General features: G+C 72.1%; 16 protein-coding genes and 1 pseudogene. 10 read left to right on the top strand and 7 right to left on the bottom strand.

The window, feature by feature from the left end:
- The first annotated feature begins 982 nt into the window (after window positions 1–982).
- The 7 genes from LZF96_RS15795 (at window position 983) to LZF96_RS15765 (ending at window position 6,761) form a co-directional block, all read left to right on the top strand.
- Complete coding sequence (locus LZF96_RS15795; RefSeq protein ID WP_233872161.1) at window positions 983–1,732, top strand: GntR family transcriptional regulator; 750 nt, start codon at window positions 983–985, stop codon at window positions 1,730–1,732.
- 180 nt (window positions 1,733–1,912) lie between these two features.
- The gene (locus tag LZF96_RS15790; protein ID WP_233872158.1) at window positions 1,913–2,416 is read left to right on the top strand and encodes a hypothetical protein; all 504 of its coding nucleotides are present in this window, start codon (window positions 1,913–1,915) and stop codon (window positions 2,414–2,416) included.
- Window positions 2,416–3,096 carry a hypothetical protein gene (locus LZF96_RS15785; protein WP_233872155.1) on the top strand — a complete coding sequence of 227 codons (681 nt, stop codon included), beginning with the start codon at window positions 2,416–2,418 and terminating at the stop codon, window positions 3,094–3,096. The genes LZF96_RS15790 and LZF96_RS15785 overlap by 1 nt, the downstream gene beginning before the upstream one ends.
- Before the next feature lie 5 nt (window positions 3,097–3,101).
- Complete coding sequence (locus LZF96_RS15780) at window positions 3,102–3,467, top strand: hypothetical protein (RefSeq protein ID WP_233872152.1); 366 nt, start codon at window positions 3,102–3,104, stop codon at window positions 3,465–3,467.
- Entirely contained in the window at window positions 3,464–4,960 is a 1,497-nt protein-coding gene (locus LZF96_RS15775; RefSeq protein WP_233872149.1) for an ATP-binding protein, read from the top strand. Before LZF96_RS15780 ends, LZF96_RS15775 begins: the two co-directional genes overlap by 4 nt.
- Window positions 4,961–5,138: 178 nt before the next feature.
- Window positions 5,139–5,333, top strand: coding sequence for a helix-turn-helix domain-containing protein (locus LZF96_RS15770; RefSeq protein ID WP_233872146.1), 195 nt, complete (start codon window positions 5,139–5,141; stop codon window positions 5,331–5,333).
- 177 nt (window positions 5,334–5,510) lie between these two features.
- The gene (locus LZF96_RS15765) at window positions 5,511–6,761 is read left to right on the top strand and encodes a site-specific integrase (RefSeq protein WP_233872143.1); all 1,251 of its coding nucleotides are present in this window, start codon (window positions 5,511–5,513) and stop codon (window positions 6,759–6,761) included.
- Between the two features lie 107 nt (window positions 6,762–6,868).
- Here LZF96_RS15765 and glnA read toward each other — a convergent pair whose 3' ends face one another.
- On the bottom strand, window positions 6,869–8,284 hold the full coding sequence (glnA, locus tag LZF96_RS15760; protein ID WP_233872141.1) for a type I glutamate--ammonia ligase: 1,416 nt from the start codon (window positions 8,282–8,284) through the stop codon (window positions 6,869–6,871).
- A 230-nt stretch (window positions 8,285–8,514) separates the two neighbouring features.
- On the opposite strand from glnA, the gene LZF96_RS15755 reads away from it, so the two are divergent.
- A complete protein-coding gene (locus LZF96_RS15755) occupies window positions 8,515–8,979 on the top strand; it encodes an RDD family protein (RefSeq protein WP_233872138.1) in 465 nt (154 codons plus the stop codon).
- A 423-nt stretch (window positions 8,980–9,402) separates the two neighbouring features.
- On the opposite strand, the gene LZF96_RS15750 is transcribed toward LZF96_RS15755, so the two are convergent.
- The 3 genes from LZF96_RS15750 to lipB all read right to left on the bottom strand — a co-directional run bounded on the left by LZF96_RS15750 (window position 9,403) and on the right by lipB (window position 12,260).
- Window positions 9,403–10,140, bottom strand: coding sequence for a DUF4191 domain-containing protein (locus LZF96_RS15750; RefSeq protein WP_233872135.1), 738 nt, complete (start codon window positions 10,138–10,140; stop codon window positions 9,403–9,405).
- Window positions 10,141–10,369: 229 nt separating this feature from the next.
- Window positions 10,370–11,314: a lipoyl synthase gene (lipA, locus tag LZF96_RS15745; protein WP_233872132.1), complete on the bottom strand. Its 945-nt coding sequence runs from the start codon at window positions 11,312–11,314 to the stop codon at window positions 10,370–10,372.
- 157 nt (window positions 11,315–11,471) lie between these two features.
- On the bottom strand, window positions 11,472–12,260 hold the full coding sequence (gene lipB / locus LZF96_RS15740) for a lipoyl(octanoyl) transferase LipB (RefSeq protein ID WP_233872129.1): 789 nt from the start codon (window positions 12,258–12,260) through the stop codon (window positions 11,472–11,474).
- Between the two features lie 235 nt (window positions 12,261–12,495).
- Here lipB and LZF96_RS15735 point away from each other — a divergent pair, with 235 nt between their 5' ends.
- Window positions 12,496–14,142: a regulator gene (locus LZF96_RS15735; RefSeq protein ID WP_233872126.1), complete on the top strand. Its 1,647-nt coding sequence runs from the start codon at window positions 12,496–12,498 to the stop codon at window positions 14,140–14,142.
- Between the two features lie 175 nt (window positions 14,143–14,317).
- Here the strand turns inward: LZF96_RS15735 and LZF96_RS15730 are convergent, their stop codons facing one another.
- The 3 genes and pseudogenes from LZF96_RS15730 to LZF96_RS15720 form a co-directional block, all read right to left on the bottom strand.
- Window positions 14,318–15,727 carry an FAD-dependent oxidoreductase gene (locus LZF96_RS15730; RefSeq protein ID WP_233872123.1) on the bottom strand — a complete coding sequence of 470 codons (1,410 nt, stop codon included), beginning with the start codon at window positions 15,725–15,727 and terminating at the stop codon, window positions 14,318–14,320.
- Window positions 15,728–16,097: 370 nt separating this feature from the next.
- The gene (locus LZF96_RS15725; RefSeq protein WP_233872120.1) at window positions 16,098–17,111 is read right to left on the bottom strand and encodes a TIGR01777 family oxidoreductase; all 1,014 of its coding nucleotides are present in this window, start codon (window positions 17,109–17,111) and stop codon (window positions 16,098–16,100) included.
- Between the two features lie 120 nt (window positions 17,112–17,231).
- Window positions 17,232–17,759: pseudogene (locus tag LZF96_RS15720) on the bottom strand (DUF4240 domain-containing protein); the annotation flags it as partial.
- Between the two features lie 308 nt (window positions 17,760–18,067).
- Here LZF96_RS15720 and LZF96_RS15715 point away from each other — a divergent pair.
- The gene (locus tag LZF96_RS15715; protein ID WP_233872261.1) at window positions 18,068–18,988 is read left to right on the top strand and encodes an SDR family oxidoreductase; all 921 of its coding nucleotides are present in this window, start codon (window positions 18,068–18,070) and stop codon (window positions 18,986–18,988) included.
- The last annotated feature ends 87 nt before the right edge of the window (window positions 18,989–19,075 follow it).

Here is a 19,075-nt window from a genome sequence, read left to right as displayed (position 1 = left end):
CGCACCCCGCCAGGGTCGCCCGTCGCTTGCCGGTAACCGGTAGCCGGTAGCCGGTACAAGGGCATGAAGGAGCGGCCTTCGGCCGCGCGTTCCTCGGTCGCCTCCGGCCGGGAAGGGTGCGCCCGGTACGGCGGGGTGCCGGTACACAGTGGCCGGGCGTGGTCTCTTAGGGGAGCGGAGGTTCGGCGGGGCACCTGTCATCCGGCTTGTCACTGTCACCTGTAACTCACAGGTCAGAACCGCCTTCCAAGGGGGGTGGACGCCGCTCACCCTGGGGTGACAGGTGACAGACCGGGGAGTCGTCCCACGGTCGGGCACCTGGTGTCGAAGTCTTGCCCGGAGAGACACCCCTCTCCCTTCCTCCTTGGAGATTGAGGGAATACAGCGTCCGCAGCGTCCGCCTCCCCTTGGAAGGCCTCTTTGACCTGCGAGAACGTGGCGGACGCTGAGGCGGACGCTATCTCGGTCAGCGTCCGCCCTCCCATTTCCTCGAAGGCATCACCCCAGGTCAGAGCGGTCTTCCGTGGGGAGGCGGACGCTAGGGCGGACGCTGCCTCCCCTCCTAAGAGCCCACGCCCGGCCACCGTGTACCGGCACCCCGCCGTACCGGGCGCACCCTTCCCGGCCGGAGGCGACCGAGGAACGCGCGGCCGAAGGCCGCTCCTTCATGCCCTTGTCACTGACCGCGACAGGGAGGCCGCAGGGATGCGGGGAGAACTCCCTACCTGCCTCCCTCACCCTGCCTCCCTCAGCTGATCAGGGAATTTCCATAGGAGGGAGTCAGGAGAGGCGCCTCGAACCGGGTTCTCCCGGGGCCTGAGCGCCCATTTCCCGAGCGTCCTCCTGCCTCCCTCCCCGGTGCGCACTGTCACGAGAGAGCGGCACACAGGAGGCGTGACGGACCTCATGCGCACCCGCCCCGATAGCGCGCTACAGTTGGTGGTGGCCTAGGCCACCACCAACTACCGAAGGACAAGATCCCATGTCTCCGAAGATCGAAAGGCCGTTGCCGCCCTATCTCCAGATCCTCCAGTCGATCCGAGCGCAGATCACCGACGGCGTTCTCGAAGAGGGCAGCGCCGTGCCGTCCGAGCGGCAGATCAGCTCCGAGTGGGGTGTGTCGCGGGCCACGGCCACCAAGGTGCTTGCCGCCTTGCGTTCGGAAGGGCTTGTCGAGTCCATCCAGGGCGTGGGCACGGTGGTGAGTGCCCAGCCGTCGGCCGGGGGTTCGGCGCAGGCTCGCTTCACCGCGATGCGGCGCACCGGCCGCATCTACGGCACCGGCGAGTACGCGAAGATCGTGTCCGCCGAACTGGTGAGCGCTGACGAAAGGGTCGCGGCGGCTCTGGGGCTTGAAGCGGGCGTCGAGGTGATTGAGCGGCAGCGCGTCACCTACAAGGACGATGAGCCGGTCTCGGCCTCCCGGTCTTGGTTCGACGGCTCCTTGGCCGCCTCCGCTCCCAAGCTGCTGGAGACCGAGCGAATCCCGGAGGGGACTCCCGGCTACATCCAGACGGCCACCGGCCGCCGTTACGTCACGGGGCGGGACCAGGTGACCGCCCGGGCGGCGACCGCAGAGGACGCGGCGCGTCTGGGAGTGGCCGAAGGGTCGCCGGTGCGGGCCGGGCGGAATTGGCTCTACGACGGTGAGGGCAGCGTGATCGAGTACGGCGAGTCCGTCTCGCACCCCGGTCGATGGGCTTCCTACGACTACGACGTGACCAGCGACTAGCAGAGGCCCCACAGGGAGCTCCAGGCGGCCGGGTAGGGAAATTTCCTCTACCCGGCCGCTTTTGGTAGACAGTGGCCTAGGCCACCGCTAGGCTGTGGTCCACGCAAAAAGGCGGGGAGCGGCTTCCTACCGCCAAGCAGACAGCCGCTCCCCTGAACCCCTGAAAGGGGCTGTTTCATCATGCCTGATCTGTTGGTGGCGCCGCGCGTTGGAGCGGCTTCCAGCCCTTCACCGAGCGGAACGGTGAAGCTGTCGGACCTGTCGGACCTGTCGGACCTGTCGGCCGGGGAGCGGGGGATGGCGTTGTACGTGTCGGAGATGCCCACGGGGTACCGGTACCGGCGTGGTGACGAAGGTCTGGTGGAGACCTGGATCAGCCAGGGGGCAGAGCGGGTCGGCACGGAGACGCTGCACGAATGGGACCTCCTCCAGCGCGGGTACGTGCTGCTGGATCTGGAGGAGCTGGCCACCGAGGAGATCTCGACCCGGCACCGGGCGCTGTTCCCCAACGCCCGGCGGGTGGTGCGCAGTCGGCAACTGGGGGCTCTGACGATTCTGTGGCAGTCCTCCTCACCGGAGACCATCGCCCGGGGCGCCGTTGACGCCGCCGCCCACACCTGGCGGGCCTACACCGGCACGGACCTGTACCCGGGCTACGAGTGGGACACCGAGGGGGACTTCTGATGCGGCGCGGGGAGAACGCTTCGGCGGCTGTGCTGACCCATCGGGTGTTGCCGGGGGCGTTGCTGCCGACAGTGCCGCTGCTGGGTGTGGAGCTGACCTATCCGGAGGTGGGCACGGCGTTGTTCGAGTCATGCGCGGAGATGCTGCCCGACCACCGGTTCGGACCGTTGACCGGCGCGGTGACCAACGCGCTCCTGACCTTCGGGGTGGACGGCATCCGGGAGACCGTGGCCGTGTTCACCGACCTGGAGGACGAGGAGTTCCCCGAGGTGGCCGCCTGCCGGTACGCGGCCTACCGGCTGTGCCTGGCCCACTGGTACGCCCGGGCCACCACCCGGCCGATGAGTGCGGGGGAAGCGACGGTGTGCCTGTACCTGGCCACCGACGGCCCGGCGGCCGGGGCGCCACCGCTCCCGGCGCCGGTGCTGGCCGAGGTGGGCGAGATGGTGACGGTGGAGTTCGCCGACCGCCGCCACCCGGCCGACCCGACCGGCCTCTACCGGTCCCTGCTGCCCGACGCCACCCGACGGGCGAGCTGCTGGAGTCGGGCCCTGTACGGCACCCACCGCACCTTCCCGCTGATGGTGCGACCCGACGGCGGGGGACCGGTGACCTACGGCACCACACCCCCACCCCCACCCTCGACCGCCCCCGACCGACCCGTCCGCGAGGGGTGGTGACCACCGTGAACCACACCACCCGGCGCCGGGTGTTCACGACCGCTCCCGGACTGTTCATCCCCGGCCGACCGGCCACCGGTCGGTTGCCGGTCGGCGGGCGACCGGTCGTCCCGGCCATCGTGAGTGGTCGCCCCCTCACCAGCGACGCTGCCATCGTGAACACCCGACCGGTCACCGTGAACACCGACGGGATGACCAGCGGGGCGCCCCTCGGAGTGACCGCCCAACCGGTACCCCGACCGGTCGGGGTACCGGTCATCCCGGTGGTCGCCGTGAACACCCTCCGGGACGCGGGGAACGCCCACCGGTTGGCCGTGAACACCACCGGTCGGCCGACCGACCCGATGACCGGTCGGGGGGTGGTCGCGTGAGCGGGGAGAAGAAGCAGTCGGTCGCCTCCCGACTCGTGGAGCTGGCCACCGCCCGGTACGACCTGGTGACCGGGGCCGACGGGAACCGCCCCTACGCCATCGAACGCGACGGGCCGAACGTCGTGCTGCCGCTGCGGGGCAAGGCCGGGTTGCGCCAACGTCTGGCCCGGACCTTCACGGCCGCCAACGCTGGTGAGGTGCCCTCTCAATCCGCGCTCGCGGACGCCATGACGGTGCTGGAGGGCATCGCGGGGGAGTCCGATCCGGTACCGGTGCACATGCGGTGCGGACGGGCCGCCGACGGCTCGATCGTGGTTGATCTGGGCACTGCGGATGGCCGGTGCGTGGTCGTCTCCCCCTACGGCTGGGAGCTGACCGAGCGGTCTCCGATCCTGTTCCGCCGGTCCGGGGCCATGGCACCGATGCCCATCCCGCGCGCCGACGACGACTTCGGCGGCCTGGAACGTCTGCGCGCACTGATGAACATCGACGACACCGGCTTCCGGCAGCTCGTCGCCTGGATGGTCGCGGCCTGGATTCCGGATCTGCCCCACCCGATCCTCACCCTGAAAGGGGAGCAGGGGACGGGCAAGTCCAAGGCCGCGTCGATGGTCATCAACCTGATCGACCCCTCCGACGCCCCCAAGCGCTCTCTCCCCCGGGACGTGAAGTCGTGGTCGGCGCAGGCGTTCAACTCATGGGCGCTCTGTCTGGACAACGTCTCGGTGATCCCGCCGTGGCTCTCGGACACGCTGTGCAAGGCCGTGACCGGTGACGGCATCGTGGATCGAGCCCTGTACACCGATGACGACGTGGTGGTCCTGTCCTTCCGCCGGGTGCTGGCCATGACCACCATCGACGCCGGGGCGCTGGCCGGGGACCTGGCGGAACGGCTGCTGATGTTGGACCTGGAGCTGATCGACTCCAGCCGCAGAAGCGGTGAGGCCGAACTCGACGCGGCCTTCGACGCCGCCCGACCGGCCATCCTCGCGGCCCTGTTCGATCTGCTCGCCTCGGTGATGGCCGTGCTGCCCGGGGTGCGCCTGGCCTCTCTGCCCCGCATGGCCGACTTCGCCCGTGTGCTGGCGGCCGTCGATGCGGTCCAGGAGTGGAACACCCTGTCCGCCTACCTCTCCGCCAGTGCCAACGTCGCCGCCGACGCGCTGGAGGGCGACCCCTTCGGCGCGGCCGTCGCCGCTCTGGTGGAGCGCCACGGCACCTGGTCGGGGACCGCCGCCGCGCTACTGGAACTCCTGCTGCCCGCCGGTGTCGAGGGCCACCGGCCCCACGGCTGGCCCAAGGACGCCACCCGGGCCGGAGGCAAGCTCAAGCGCCTTGCCCCCCTGCTGCGCTCCATCGGCATCAACGTGAACGAGGCGCGCACCGGCAAGCAACGTCAACGGATCTACACCCTGACCACCGGACCCCGGCAACCAGCCTTGCCCGAAGCGGCTCCTCCGACCACCCGTGCCAGCGCTTATCACACGCGGTAGCGAAATCCGGGGCGGTCGCTGCAATCCGTAGCGTCCGCCCAGTGTCCGCCCTAGCGTCCGCCCCGTTTCCGCAGCTCACAGCGGCTTTCCCGGGGGGTGCGGACGCTGCGGACGCTGCGATGCACGAACTCTCTCCTTCCCCCTCCCACGCCCGTGACCGGCACAAGGAGTCACCACCGTGTCCGCACCCTCCACCGGCCTCCCGGACCGCTACCTGACCCCCACCGAACTCGCCGACCTGCTGAGCGTGCCGCTGGAGACCGTCCGCGCCTGGCGCCGACGGCGCACCGGCCCCCCGGCCGTCCGCGTCGGCAAGCACCTGCGCTACGACCCCGCCGCAGTCCGCGACTGGATTCACCGCCACACGGTCTGAACGGCCGCTAGGGCTAGCGGCCGGTGCCGCTAGCCCTAGCACCCCCGCTAGCGCCTCACACCCTCGCTGAGCTGCCCGCTAGTGCCTAGCGGCACTGTCGGCGACTCGCCCCGAAACGTCTCCCGCCCCGGTCCCGGCCGGGGCCCCTCCCGCCGCTCGAAGGAGTGCATCCACCCCATGGCCGGACACATCCAGGATCGCTGGTTCAAGGACGTGAAGCAGCCCGACGGCAGCGTTCGCCGGGTCAGGACCGACCGCCACGGCACCGGCCTGCGCTACCGCGCCCGCTACATCGGCCCGGACGGTGGCGAGAAGTCCAAGAGCTTCCCCGACCGCCAAAAGCGCCTTGCCGAACAGTGGCTCGCTCGCATCGAGGCCGACATGCTGAGGGGGCAGTACATCGACCCCTCGGACGGCAAGGCGACCTTCAAAGAGTTCGCCACATCGTGGCTGGCCTCACAGGTGGTCGATCCGTCCACGGCCGTGTCGATGGAGCTGCGGTTCCGGCTGCACGTCTTCCCCCACCTGGGGGCGCGCTCGATGAACTCGTTCCGCCCCGGCCATATCCGGGAATGGGTCCGCGCTCTCAAGGACTCGGGAATGGCGGCCTCCTATCAGCGCACCATCTTCGCCAACGTCTCCGCGGCTTTCGGGGCCGCCGTGGATGACGGGCTCATCGCGCGGCACCCCTGCCGGGCCACCTCCGTGCGGGCACCGAAGCTCGACCCCCGCAAGGTGCGGCCGTGGACCCGGGAACGTGTGCTCGCCGTGCAGGCCGGGCTGCCCCGCCAGTACGCGGCCGTGGTGGACGTGGGCGCGGGATGCGGCTTGAGGCAGGGAGAGATCTTCGGCCTGTCCCTTGACGACGTGGACTTCGAGGAAGGCGTGATTCACGTCGTGCGACAGGTGAAGCTCATCGGGGCGCGCATGGTCTTCGCCCCGCCGAAGGGTGGGAAGCTGCGCGACGTGCCGCTACCCGACACGGTGTCGCGGGCTCTGGCGACGCACATCACCCACCGGCCCCCGGCCGAGGTGGCGTTGCCGTGGAAGACGCCGGACGGGCCGATGGAAAAGGCTCTGCTGCTGTTCTACTCGCGGGAACGGAAGGCACTGAACCGGAACTACATCAACGGGTTCCTGTGGAAGCCCGCTCTCGTGTCCGCCGGGGTGATCCCGGAGCGCGTTCCGGGCCGGACCTTCGAGAGGTCCCGTGAGCACGGGATGCACGCCTTGCGGCACTACTACGCCTCGGTACTGCTCGACGCGGGGGAGAACATCAAGGCGTTGGCCGAGTACCTGGGGCACTCCGACCCGGGCTTCACCCTGCGGACGTACACGCACCTCATGCCGAACAGCCATGACCGCACCCGGAGGGCGATCGACTCGGCATTCGAGCGGCCCGACTCCGCGAACGAGGGCACCGACTGAGGGGACGGGAACGGCCGTCGGCCGCTCGCTTGCGGGGAGCGAAGCGAGCGGCCGACGGCCCACAGACGGCCCATGGGCACTGACAAGCGCCCTGAGCTGCGGTTATGTCACACGTCGAAGTAGAGCTCGAACTCGTGCGGGTGCGGACGCAGCTGCATCGGGGCGATCTCCTTCTCCCGCTTGAAGTCGATCCAGGTCTCGATCAGGTCGGCGGTGAAGACGCCACCGGCCTGGAGGTACTCGTTGTCCTCCTCGAGGGCCTTGAGGACCTCCGGCAGCGAGGTCGGCACCTGCGGGATGCCCGCGTGCTCCTCGGGGGCCAGCTCGTAGAGGTCCTTGTCGACCGGCTCGGCGGGCTCGATCTTGTTCTTCACGCCGTCCAGGCCGGCCAGCAGCAGCGCGGAGAAGGCCAGGTACGGGTTGGAGGACGGGTCCGGGGCGCGGAACTCGACGCGCTTGGCCTTCGGGTTGGAACCGGTGATCGGGATGCGCATCGCGGCGGAGCGGTTGCGCTGCGAGTACACCAGGTTCACCGGGGCCTCGAAGCCCGGCACCAGACGGTGGTAGGAGTTCACCGTCGGGTTGGTGAAGGCCAGCAGCGACGGGGCGTGCTTGAGGATGCCGCCGATGTAGTAGCGGGCGGTGTCCGACAGGCCCGCGTAGCCCTGCTCGTCGTAGAACAGCGGGTTGCCGCCGCTCCACAAGGACTGGTGGACGTGCATGCCGGAGCCGTTGTCGCCGAAGATCGGCTTGGGCATGAAGGTCGCGGTCTTGCCGTTGCGCCAGGCGACGTTCTTCACGATGTACTTGAAGAGCATCAGGTCGTCGGCGGCGGCCAGCAGGGTGTTGTACTTGTAGTTGATCTCGGCCTGACCGGCGGTGCCGACCTCGTGGTGCTGGCGCTCGACCTCCAGGCCGCCCTTCATCAGCTCCAGGCTGATCTCGGCGCGCAGGTCGGCGAAGTGGTCCACCGGCGGGGCCGGGAAGTAACCACCCTTGTACCGCACCTTGTAGCCGCGGTTGCCGCCCTCCTCGATGGCGCCGGTGTTCCAGGCGCCCGCCACGGAGTCGATGTAGTAGTAACCGGCGTTCGACTTGGTCTCGAACCGCACGTCGTCGAAGACGTAGAACTCGGCCTCGGGACCGAAGTAGGCGGTGTCGGCGATGCCGGAGGAAGCCAGGTAGGCCTCGGCCTTCTTCGCGATGTTCCGCGGGTCGCGGCTGTAGGCCTCGCCCGTGATCGGGTCATGGATGAAGAAGTTGATGTTGATGGTCTTGTCCTTGCGGAACGGGTCCACCCGCGCGGTGGACAGGTCCGGGACGAGAGCCATGTCGGACTCGTGGATGGCCTGGAAGCCGCGGATCGACGAGCCGTCGAACATCAGCGACTCGGCCGGGTCGAAGGACCCGGCCGGAACGGTCACGTGCTGCATGATGCCCGGCAGGTCGCAGAAGCGGACGTCGATGAACTTGACGTCCTCGTCCGCGATGTACTTGCTGATCTCGTCGGCGTTCTGGAACATCCGAATGTCCTCCCAGCCCGCCGGGACCGGCGGGACGTTTCGCAGCTCGGGGTGCAGTCCGGTGGCCTGCCGCGGTCGACACTAAAGACCCGCCATTACTCGGGCATGACCCGACTGTTTCGCCGATGTTAACCGGCGAACCCTCTTCCGAACGGGTCACCGGGCCGCCCCGCCGGTGTTTCTCCGGCCCGCCCGCCCGGCCCCGTGCGCGCCGCGCTACGGTGGGAGGCGTGGACAAAAGGCAGGCAATCGGATCATGGCTGTCCGGCCCGCGGGCCGGTGCGGAGAGCATGGGCGCGGACCTCGGGCACCGGGGAAGCTCCTTCGGTCTGCCCGAGCACGGGCCCGGGTCGGTCGCGCCCCCCGGTCGCAGGCTCCTGGCGATCACCCTCGACTGGGGTCTGTGCATGCTGATCGCATACGGTTTCCTGACCCGCGGGCAGGCCGGTCTCGGCAACTGGACCCTGGCCGTCTTCGTCGTGATGGCCGTGCTCACGGTCGGCACCATCGGCTGCACGCCCGGCAAACGGCTGCTGGGCCTGCGGGTGATCTCGGTGGAGGGACGTCGGCTGTCCTTCCCCCGTACGGTGCTGCGCACCCTGCTGCTCGCGCTCGCCGTCCCCGCCCTGATCTGGGATCGGGACGGCCGCGGTCTCCACGACCGCTTCTCCCGCGCGGTGCAGGTCCGCATCTGACCACCGGGCCCCGGGACACCGGACGCGTTCCGGGGAACTCCCGGCGCCGACCACCGCCCCGTGCCCGCCCCGACCACCGTTCCCCGCCGCCCGGACACCGCCCGGTCCGCGGGGCGTCCGCGGTGGCCGCCCGGTCGGGCGATCCGGTTGCCCCGACGTCCCTCCGGCGCGCTCCCGGTGCCCGTGCCGTCGGTCGGGCGCGTTGCCCTCTTCGCGGCCGGGAACGGCCGCGGTGCCGGGGCCCGCGCGCGCGTGGGCCCCGGCCGATGGCGTACGGCCGGGGCCCGGAGGCGGTGCCCCGCGAATTCCCGTCGGCGTCTCACCCGCCCGGAGGAGTGGGAGACGCTCGGGGAAGCGTCGAGGGAACGTCGCGTGTGTTTTTTTCCCGGGAACGGCCCCGGGAGGAACGCCGCGGGCAGGAGCTCAGCGACCCCGGGGCATCTGGCCCTTGGGCAGCTTCAGCCCCTTGGGCATCGGCCCCTTCGGCACCGGCATGTTGCTCAGCAGATCACCCATCGCGCGCAGTCGGTCGTTGACCTCGGTGACCCGCGGGCCCGCCAGCACCCGCGGGAACTTCAGGATGGTGGAGCGCAGCTTGCGCAGCGGCACCTGCCCCTCCGCGTCCCCGACGATCACGTCGTGCACCGGGACGTCGGAGACGACCCGGGCCATCTTGCGCTTCTCGCCCGCCAGCAGGGTCCGCAGCCGGTTCGGGTTGCCCTCGCCCACCAGCACGATGCCGCACTTGCCGACCGCGCGGTGCACGATGTCCTGCTGCCGGTTCATCGTCACCGCCGGCGTGAAGACGATGCCGCGCTTCATGTTCTCCAACACGGCCGCGGCGGCGCCGGGTCGGCCCTCCATCTGGGAGAAGGCCGCCCGCTCGGCACGTCGGCCGAAGACGATCGCGGTGGCCAGCAGCGCGATGAGGACGCCGAACAGCCCCAGGTAGATCGGGCGACCGATCAGGAAGCCGATGGCGAGCATGACGCCGAACGTGCCGAGGCCGACCGCCGCCAGGATCCAACCGATCCTGCGGTCGACCCGCCTGGCCATCTTGTAGGTCAGGCCGATCTGCTTCAGCCGCCCGGGGTTCTCGGTGCTCTCCGGGCTCTCCGTGCTCCCCGGGGCAGCGGAGTCCGCCTTCTTCTTCCTCGCCATGTCGGCAAGTCTACGGCCAGGGGCACGGGGGCGGATCCCGGGGCGCCGGTCGATCGTCCGAGCCCCGGGCGGGGACGGTGACACCCCGCTCCCGGGACCCGACGCCGGGGCGCCGGTGCCCCTCACGGGGTGGAGCGGAGGGGTGCGGGGGCGCCGGACCGGCGTCGCGGGAACCGGACCCCGGTACCGAGCCGCAGCGCCTCGGATCGGGGTCCGGGCCGGCGGTCGCTCAGGCCGCGGGGGAGGCCGCGCCGCGCTTCTCCAGGGCCTGCTTGTACAGCCGTCCGGCACGGTAGGAGGAACGCACCAGCGGCCCCGACATCACACCGGCGAAACCGATCTCCTCGGCCTCCGTCCCGAGCTCGACGAACTCGTCGGGCTTCACCCACCGCTCCACGGGGTGGTGCCGGGGGGTGGGCCGCAGGTACTGGGTGATGGTGATCAGCTCGCATCCCGCGGAGTGCAGGTCGCGCAGGGCCTCGGAGACCTCCTCGCGGGTCTCGCCCAGCCCCAGGATCAGGTTCGACTTGGTGACCAGACCGTCCTCGCGGGCCCGGCGGATCACCTCGAGGGAACGCTCGTACCGGAAGGCGGGACGGATCCGCTTGAAGATCCGGGGCACCGTCTCCACGTTGTGCGCCAGCACCTCCGGCCGTGAGGAGAAGACCTCGGCCAGTTGCTCGGGCACCGCGTTGAAGTCCGGGATCAGCAGTTCCACACCGGTGTCCGGCATCAGGTCGTGGATCCGGCGGACGGTCTCCGCGTACAGCCAGGCACCACCGTCGGGCAGGTCGTCCCGGGCGACACCGGTGATCGTCGCGTACCGCAGTTCCATCTGCCGCACCGACTCCGCGACCCGTCGCGGTTCGTCACGGTCGAACTCGGCGGGCTTGCCGGTGTCGATCTGGCAGAAGTCGCACCGCCGGGTGCACTGCTCGCCGCCGATGAGGAACGTCGCCTCGCGGTCCTCCCAGCACTCGAAGATGTTGGGACAGCCCGCCTCCTGGCAGACCGTGTGCAGGCCCTCCCGCTTCACCAGACCCTGCAGTTCGCGGTACTCGGGGCCCATCCTCGCCCGGGTCTTGATCCACTCGGGCTTCCGCTCGATGGGGGTCTCGCTGTTGCGGACCTCCAGCCGGAGCAGCTTGCGACCGTCGGGTGCGACAGCGGACACGTCCGACTCCCTACGACTTTCGATTCCTCGGCACACCCCAGGGTACGCCTTGACTTCCGGGGCCCGGAGCCGGTCCTTCCCCACTTTCCCGGGGCCCCGCCACCGGGGCGGGGCCGTTCCCCGGCGGCGGGGCCCCGGTGGCGGGAGGGGCGTCCGGTCAGACCGGACGCGGTTCGGCCACCTCGGCGCCCATGACGGCCGCCAGTTCCCGCTCCACCACCGGCAGCACCTCCCCGACGGTCACCTCCCGCCCCAGCTCCCGGGAGAGCGAGGTGACCCCCGCGTCCCGGATGCCGCACGGCACGATCCGGTCGTAGGAGGTGTTGTCGGGATTGCAGTTCAGGGCGAAGCCGTGCATGGTCACGCCCTTCGCCACCCGGATCCCGATGGCGGCCAGCTTGCGGTCCTCGCCCCGCTGGCCGGCGTTGGACGGGGCGTACTGCGGGCCGCACAGGCGCGGGTCGAACTCCTCGTCGTTCAAGCGGGGGTCGAAGTCCAGTGACAGTCCACCGGTGGGGGCGGGAATCGTCCCGGTCGAGGTCTCGCCCAGTACCCACACCCCGCTGCGGCCCTCCACCCGGGTGGTGGTCAGACCGAAGACGGCGCAGGTGCGGATCAGGGCCTCCTCCAGTCGGCGCACGTGGGCGATCACGTCCACCGGGCGGGGGAGCTTGAGGATGGGGTACCCCACCAACTGCCCCGGGCCGTGCCAGGTGATCTTGCCCCCCCGGTCCACGTCCACCACAGGGGTGCCGTCCAGGGGTCGTTCCGCGTCCTCGGTCCGCCGACCGGCCGTGTAGACCGGTTGGTGCTCCAGGAGCAGGCAGGTGTCCGGGATCACGTCGGCGAAGCGGTCGGTGTGCACCCGACGCTGCTCCTGCCATCCCGCGTGGTACTCGACCGCCTCCGGACCGAACCCGAGGTGGACAAAGCGCAGCTCACTCACTGCGGCGCTTCCTCTCGTCTCCGCGCCGCTGGAGCCGGTCGTTCCGATCCAGGAGGGCGCCCGGGACTCCACTCTACGACTGCCGGAGGGCCACGGGATACGCCCCCGGTGCTCACACGTACGGATGAATCATGAGGCGAAACGCCCGAATGCGGCAATCCTCCGGCTACATTCACGCCGTTCCAGCAGGGCACCCGGGTGCCGCACGGCCGTATGGCAGGAGACCGCATAGCTGATGTCCACGGAACGCCCCGGAGACTCCTCCACCCCCCAGTCCCCCCGCCGCCCCCCGAACCGCCAGCTCGCCGCGCTCATCGCGGAAGCGGGCTTCTCCCATGCCGGGCTGGCCAGACGGGTCGATCAGTTGGGCCTCGAGCACGGGCTGGACCTCCGCTACGACAAGACCTCCGTCACCCGCTGGCTGCGCGGCCAGCGCCCCCGGGGCACCACCCCGGCGCTGATCGCCGAGGTGTTCACCCGTCGACTGGGTCGCCGGCTCTCGGCCCGCGACCTGGGCCTGGAGGCCTGCGCACCGGTCTACGCCGGATTGGAGTTCGCCGCCGGCCCGCACGAGGCGGTGGAGATCGTCTCCGGCCTGTGGCGCAAGGACACCGGCGGGTACGCGGAGCTCAGACGCATCGCCTTCACCCCGGCGGGACTGGTGGTGCCCAGCCGCGACTGGCTGATCGGCCGGCCCGACGAGCGGGTCTCGCGCGGGGTTCCCGCGCCCGGCGGGCCGGGCGGGCTCCTCGCGGACCGCCCCGACCGTCCGGCCCGCGTCCCCGAACAGGGCAGGAGCACCGGCGGGCGCCCCCACCTCGGCACCGCGGGCACACCGGGCATCCCCGGCCCCGCCGCCCCGGGCCTCCCGGCACCCCTGGCCATCGGCGCGCGGGGCGGGGCCCCGATGGCCGGGCGGGATCCGGTCGAGCGGGGCCCCGGCCGGCGGGTCACCGCGGGGGACCTCGCCGCCCTGCGCTCGGTGGCCGAGCTGTTCCGCACCCTCGACCACGCCTACGGCGGCGGCCACGCCCGACAGGCCCTGATCCGCTACCTCGAGCACGAGCTGGAACCGCTGCTGCGCGGCACCTACGGGGAGCAGATGGGCCGGCGGCTCTTCGGGGCCGCCGCCGACCTCACCCGCCTGGCCGGGTGGACCGCCTATGACATCGGGGCGCACGGCCTGGCCCAGCGGTACTTCGTACAGGCGCTGCGGCTCTCCCAGGCCGCCGGCGACCGCGTGCACGGCGCCTTCGTGCTCGCCGCGATGAGCCGTCAGGCCGCCCATCTGGGGCACGGCCGCGAGGCGGTGCAGCTCGCCCGGGTCGCCCAACAGGGGCTTTCCGGTACCGCCCCGCAGCAGGTGCAGGCCCTCCTGCACGCCGCCGAGGCCCGGGGGCACGCCCTCCTGGCCGACACCCGCTCCTGCACCGCGGCGCTCACCCGGGCCGAGCGGGCGATGGAGACCGTCCGTCAGGGGGAGCGCCACACGGAACGTCACGGCGAGCGCCACGGGGAGGACGTCCCGCCGTGGATCCGCTTCTTCGACGAGGCGCAGCTCGCCGACGAGTTCGCCCACTGCCACCGCGACCTCCAGCAGTACCGCTCGGCGGCGCGGTACGCCGACCGGGCCCTGCAACTGCGGGCCCCCGCCTACGCCCGCAGCCGGCTCTTCACCCGGGTGGTGCTGGCCACCGCCCGGTTGGGGCTCGGTGAGGTGGAGCAGGCATGTGTGCTCGCCGCCGAGGCCGCCCAGCAGGCGGTGGAGATGCGTTCGGTGCGTGCCCACGAGTACCTGCGGGATTTCGAGCGACGGCTGGAGCCGCACCGCGACACCACCGCGGCGCGCAGCTATCGCGAACGGATCTCCGCCACGGGCTGATCCGGGCCCGTGCCGGAAGTGGTCCCGTCCTCGGCCCCTCCCCGGTCCCGGCCATGACCGGCGGGGATCGGGCTCGGGGGCGTACGGGAAGGGCCGACGGGTGCCCCGTCTCCTCCTCCGGGGTTCCCGCCGGCCCGTCGGCGGGTACGGAACCCGTCCCGTGCCCCGGGCGGGATCAGGCGGCGACGCGGTCGTCGGCGGTCGTCCGACGCCCCCCCAGGTCGGCCAGCACGGCCTCGGCGGCCAGCCGGGCGGAGGCGAGTTCGCCGCCCGCTCCGGGGGTCGCCCGGTGTCCGCCGCAGACGTACAACCCCTCCAGCAGCCGGGTCCGCCGGCGCGGGGCGTAGGGCGGCGGCAACGCGGGAGCGGCCCGGGGGTCGTGGCAGGCCGCCAGCAGTTCCCACTCCTCGGCGCGGACGCCGTGCAGCCTGGCCAGTTGGCTCCGGGCCGCTTTGTCCAGGGTCTCGATCGGTTCCCCTGCCTCCGCGCCCAGCACCACCGAGGTGATCAGGGCGCGTCCGTCCGGGGCCCGTTCCGGGTCGACGGCGGAGACCGCCGTGGTGTGCGCGATCGGTCCGCCCCGGGCGGTGTCGACGATCAGGGTCGGGCCCGCGTCGGGGAGGTGGTCCGCCGTGTGGTGCAGCACCGTCACGGGGTGGTGGTCGGGCCGGCGCAGGCCGGGCAGCAGCCGAGCGGCCTCCTCGGCGTCGGTGGCCACGACCACGGCCCGGCAGCGCAGCGTGCCGTGGCCCTCGGTCTCGACCTCCCGGGTGCGCACGGCCGAGACCCGGACACCGGTGCGCACGCAGCCGGGCGGCAGGTCGGCCGCGAGCCGCGCCGGCAGCCGATCGGTTCCGCCGGCGACCAGTGCCAGGCCACCGCGTGCGAAGGCGCGCAGTCGCAGGTCACCCAGCCGGCAGGAGGTGGTCAACAGGGGGTCGCACAGCAGGGCGGCCAGCAGCGGTCGCAGGAAACCCTCGGCGATCCTGGCGGGGACGCCCCGCGCCTCCAGCGCCCGGTCCACGGAGGTCTCCGGGCGGGAGGCCAGTCTCTCCTCGTCGAGGAGGGCCAGGCGGCCGAGGTTGGCGCGCAGCCACGCGTGGTCGAGCGCGCCGGTCAGGGAGCGACCGCCGTGGCGGGGCAGGCCGTCGGAACGGTGGCCGGAGCCCCCCAGCCGGTGGGAACGGCCGTCGGCGTGCAGCAGGACACCGCCGGTGAGGGCCCGGACACGGGGCGGATCGGGGAGGTGGGAACGCAGTTCCGGGCCGTCGAGTCCGGGCAGGGCGGGCCACCAGCCGCGATCGAGGCGGAAACCGTCCCGGTGGTCGGTCGCCATGCGTCCGCCGATCCGGTCGCGGGCTTCCAACACGGTCACCGGGATGTCGGCCAGGGCGAGCAGTCGGGCGGCGGCCAGGCCGGCGGGCCCGGCGCCCACCACGACGACATCGGCCGCCGGCGCGGGTCGGTCGGTGTCCCCCTTCCCGGCCGGGTGGGGGTCCCCGGAACCCGGGAGGGGGAAGTTCCCGTCGGGCGGTCGGGACGTGTCGGGCACGCCCCGGGGGGCGGGACGTTCGGGACGATCCATGGGATCGGGTGTTCGACTGTCGAGCACATGCCCTCCCGTGGGTGATCGGCCGGCGCGACCCGGGGACGGGCCGTTCCGCCGTCGGAAGTCTGTTCGCCTCATGCCCACCGACGCGTCGGGAAATACCCGGAATCTCCCCCCGGCGGGGAAGGGGGCGGATGGCGGGAGACGGCGCGGGGAGAGGAGGCGGTTGGAACCGTACGGTGGCTCCGGTGCCCGGTCCTCCGGGCACGGACCGGGCACGGGGGCACCGGGGGCGCACGCCACGGCGGGGTACCCGGGGTCGCACCGTCCGAACGACCCGCCACCGGCGCGTCCCCGGGGGAAACGGGTCGCCGGCGGCGCCCGCCGGGCCCGGCGCCCCCGGTGCTCAATCGCCCGTTTCCAGGGCCGCCCGCACCGCGTCCTCGATACCGGGATGGGCGAACCGGAAGCCCGCCTCCAGCAGTCGGCGCGGCACCACCCGTTGGCTGCCCAGCACATCCGTGGCGAACTCGCCGAGCGCCAACCGCAGGGCCGGCCCCGGCACCGCGAAGACCGTCGGCCGCCCCAGGATCCGCCCCATCGCGGCGGTCGCCTCCCGGTTGGTCACCGGCTCCGGCGCGGTCAGGTTCACCGGCCCGGAGAGCGCGTCGGGGGTCTCCCGCAGCAGGAAACGCGTCGCGGCCACGTGATCGGCCAGGGAGATGTGACTCCAGTACTGCCCGCCGTCGCCCAACCGCCCGCCCAGCCCGGCCCGGAAGATCGGGAACAGTCGCCCCCAGGCCCCGCCCCGCCGGGAGACCACCAGTCCGGTGCGGAGGAAGACGGTGCGCACCCCGGCCGCGACGGCCGGCTCGGCAGCCGCCTCCCAGGCCACGCTCACCTCCGGGAGGAAACCGGTTCCCGGTGGAGCCGACTCGTCCACCCGCCGCTCTCCGGTGTCGCCGTAGAAGCCGATCGCGCTCCCGCACAGGAACACCCGGGGACCGGTTCCCGTCTTCGCGAGTTCCGCGACCGCCTCCGCCACGGCGGTGGTGCCCAGCACCCGGCTGTCACGGATCTCGCGCTTGTAGGAGTCCGTCCACCGCCGGTCGCCGACGCCGGCACCCGCCAGGTGGACCACGGCGTCGCACCCCTCGAGCGCGGCGACGGTCGTTCCCGGGTCCCGGGCCAGGGCGTCCCAGCGGGCCTCGTCGGGCGCGGAGGGCGCGCGGCGGACGAGACGGACGACCTCGTGGCCGTCCGCCCGCAGGGAACGGACCAGGGCGGAGCCGATCAGCCCGGAGGCGCCGGTGACGGCGATCCGGTGCGGGGTGTCGGGCGCGTCCTCGGACTCCGGCCCCGACGGGGTGTCCGACGGCGGGTCGGGGGGAGCGGGGAAAGGGGGAGGAGGGGGTGTCATGCGGTAACCCTAGGCAACACCGGGCATTCGACCCGCGTTTCCGCGCGCCGCGTCGCACCCGGGTTCACCGCCCGTTCCACCGTTCCCCTCCCCGGTCGCCGGGGCGTTCGTCGCCCCGGACCGGTACCGCGCCCACAGCCGGGGGTAGGCGCGGGCCAGCTCCCGCTCCTCCTCGAAGTCCAGGGGCGTTCCCAGCGGTTCCCGCGGTACCACGGGCAGGCCGAGGTCGGGGAGTTCCTCGCCGGTCAGCTGCTCGTGCGCGTCGAAGGCGGCGAAACCGATCTCCTCGGCCTCGCCCTCCGCGTCGGGGTCGAACCCCGTCAACAGGTGGGCGAGGGCGTCCGGATCGTGCAGGGCCCCTTCGAACACGCGTCGGCCCCGTGAGATCAGCCAGCACCGGAAGTTCTCGAAGCAGTCGTCGCTGGCGCCGTTGAGCAGCACCCACGCCGCCCCCCACAGATCCCAGCGGTAGGCGCGCACGAACCGGGACTCGAAGTGCCGGGCGAAGTCCACCACGGTCTGCGGATCCAGATCGGTCAGCCGATCCACCAGGAGTTCGGCATGGCGGTCCGGATCGCCTCCCGCCGCCTCGCGGGTGGAGTCGATCAACTCCCAGAACTCCGTCTCGTCCAGCACGTCATCCAGCATCCGGCCTCCGGGCCGGTCCCGCACCCGGAGAGCGGCCCCGGGGACGGGGTCCACCGGCCCCACCGGGGTACCCGGCGGGACGGCCGGGAGAAGACGCCGGTGGCGAGCCCGATGGAGTACCGGATCAAAAACCGGACAAGAGGTGTCGGGTATCGCCGGCAGTGTCGTTCGGGCGGGGCCGATCGGTCCCGCCGCTCGAAGGGAACAGTGACGTGACATCCGCCGAAGTCGGTACCGAAGCCACGACCGCGCCCACCCCGCCCGGAGCCGGTCGCTCCCCCGCCGTCGATCCCACCGCCGGGGCCCCGTTGCGCGACCGGATCACGCTCGTCGCCGGCGCCACCCGGGGCGCCGGCCGCGCGATGGCCGTGGAACTGGCCAGGGCCGGGGCCCTGGTCTGGGTCACCGGTCGCACCACCCGCGAACGGATCAGCGAGGTGGGGCGTGCCGGGGAGACCATCGAGGGAACGGCCGAACTGGCGACCGCCGCCGGTCGGGAGGCCGGTTCCGGCGGCCGGGCCGTCGCCGTGCCGACCGACCACCTGCGGCACGAGGAGGTGCGGGCCCTGGTGGAGCGGATCGACGCCGAATCCGGCCGGCTCGACCTCCTGGTCAACGACATCTGGGGAGCCGACCACCTCGTCGAATGGGACCGACCCCTGTGGGAGCACGACCCGGAGAAGGGGATGCGGGCGCTGAGGCTGGGCGTGGAGACGCACCTGATCACCTCCCGGTACGCCCTGCCGCTGCTGATGCGCCGTCCCGGAGGACTGCTGGTGGAGGTCACCGACGGGACGGCGGAGAGCAACAGCGACTACCGGGCACCGCTCTACTACGACCTGGCGAAGAACGCGCCGATCCGGATCGCCCGCTGCCTGGCCGGGGAGCTGCGTCCGCACGGGGTCTCGGTGGTCTGCCTGACGCCCGGCTGGCTGCGGTCGGAGGCGATGCTGGACACCCACTTCGAGGTCACCGAGGAGAACTGGCGGAAGGGGGCGGAGAAGGACCCGTCGTTCGCGATCTCCGAGTCGCCGGTGTACGTGGCCCGTGCCCTGGTCGCCCTCGCCGGCGATCCGGCGGTCGCCCGGTGGTCCGGCCGTTCGCTGTCCGCCGCCGATCTCGCCCGGGAGTTCGGCTTCACCGACGCCGACGGCTCCCGTCCGGACGCCTGGGGGTACCTGACCGCCCGGGCCCGGGACGCCTCCGTCGACCCCGCCGACTTCCGCTGAGCCGGGGGTGAGCCCACCGCCGGTAGCGGTGGGGTCGGTGAAACGGGGTGGTGGCCCGGTCGGCCCGGAGCCCCGGCCATGCCGGCG

Source organism: Streptomyces sp. ST2-7A (assembly GCF_021390475.1).
GTDB lineage: Bacteria > Actinomycetota > Actinomycetes > Streptomycetales > Streptomycetaceae > Streptomyces.
Note: the sequence above shows the minus strand (reverse complement) of the source record. Positions and strands in the feature narration are given on the sequence as shown.

Excerpts from the sequence above, each read along its gene's own strand:
- LZF96_RS15765 (WP_233872143.1), top strand. The coding sequence starts at position 5,511 with ATGGCCGGACACATCCAGGATCGCTGGTTCAAGGACGTGAAGCAGCCC.
- LZF96_RS15730 (WP_233872123.1), bottom strand. The coding sequence starts at position 15,727 with ATGGATCGTCCCGAACGTCCCGCCCCCCGGGGCGTGCCCGACACGTCC.
- glnA (WP_233872141.1), bottom strand. The coding sequence starts at position 8,284 with ATGTTCCAGAACGCCGACGAGATCAGCAAGTACATCGCGGACGAGGAC.
- LZF96_RS15785 (WP_233872155.1), top strand. The coding sequence starts at position 2,416 with ATGCGGCGCGGGGAGAACGCTTCGGCGGCTGTGCTGACCCATCGGGTG.
- LZF96_RS15750 (WP_233872135.1), bottom strand. The coding sequence starts at position 10,140 with ATGGCGAGGAAGAAGAAGGCGGACTCCGCTGCCCCGGGGAGCACGGAG.
- LZF96_RS15795 (WP_233872161.1), top strand. The coding sequence starts at position 983 with ATGTCTCCGAAGATCGAAAGGCCGTTGCCGCCCTATCTCCAGATCCTC.
- LZF96_RS15790 (WP_233872158.1), top strand. The coding sequence starts at position 1,913 with ATGCCTGATCTGTTGGTGGCGCCGCGCGTTGGAGCGGCTTCCAGCCCT.
- LZF96_RS15735 (WP_233872126.1), top strand. The coding sequence starts at position 12,496 with ATGTCCACGGAACGCCCCGGAGACTCCTCCACCCCCCAGTCCCCCCGC.
- LZF96_RS15725 (WP_233872120.1), bottom strand. The coding sequence starts at position 17,111 with ATGACACCCCCTCCTCCCCCTTTCCCCGCTCCCCCCGACCCGCCGTCG.